The sequence below is a fragment of the Thauera aminoaromatica S2 genome, assembly GCF_000310185.1.
GTDB lineage: Bacteria > Pseudomonadota > Gammaproteobacteria > Burkholderiales > Rhodocyclaceae > Thauera > Thauera aminoaromatica.
On the sequence record NZ_AMXD01000302.1, the window covers coordinates 1 to 832 of the forward strand.

At 75.4% G+C, this 832-nt stretch carries 1 protein-coding gene; it reads right to left on the reverse strand.

Going from position 1 to position 832, the window contains the following annotated elements; translation table 11 throughout:
• On the reverse strand, positions 1-745 hold a 745-nt coding region (cobD, locus tag C665_RS19740), incomplete at its 3' end, for a threonine-phosphate decarboxylase CobD (RefSeq protein ID WP_004330614.1).
• Positions 746-832 lie beyond the last annotated feature (87 nt).

Here is an 832-nt window from a genome sequence, read left to right on the forward strand (position 1 = left end):
CGGCGTCCAGCCGGGCGCGCTGCGCGGCCTGCCAGGCGGTGTCGGCGAGCGCGTGGTGCGCCGCCCAGCGTGCCGGACCGGCCAGCGTCCACGGCCCGAGGCGTTCGGCGAGCGCCGTGCGGACCTCGGTGGGTGCGAACACGAAGCCCACGCGCGCCCCGGCCAGACCGAAAAACTTGCCCAGCGAGCGCAGCACCACCAGGCCGGGGCGACCGGCGAGCGGCACCAGGCTGTGCGCAGGCGTGGTGTCGGCGAAAGCCTCGTCCACCACCAGCCAGCCGCCGCGGCGGGCGAGCCGGGCATGCCAGTCGAGCAGGCGATCGCGGTCGAAATGCACGCCGGTCGGGTTGTTGGGCTGCACCAGCACCACCACGTCGCTGTCGTCGATCGCACCCTCGACCTCCTCCGCGTCGATCGACCGTGGCCGGCGCTCGCGCCAGGCGTGGGCGTGCTCGGCGTAGCCTGGCGCCAGCAGGCGGACGCGTGCGCCGGGCAGGACCGCCGGCAGGGCCTGGATCGCCGGCTGAGAACCCGCCACCGCGAGCAATTCGGCGCTGCCGTAATAGCGCGCGGCGGCTTCGTCCAGGCCGTCGTCGTCCTCGGGCAGGCGCTGCCAGGCCGTCTCCGGCACCGGCGGCACCGGATAGGCCCACGGGCTGATCCCGGTGGACAGGTCCATCCAGTCGGCAAGCGCGATACCGTAGTGCTCGGCGGCGCGGCGCAGGCGGCCGCCGTGCTCAAGCACCGCCGCCTCCCGCCAGCGTCGTCGCGACGCCGAGGACCGCGGTCAGCCCCAGCCACAGCAGCGCACCACGCCGCACCAGGGCTACCG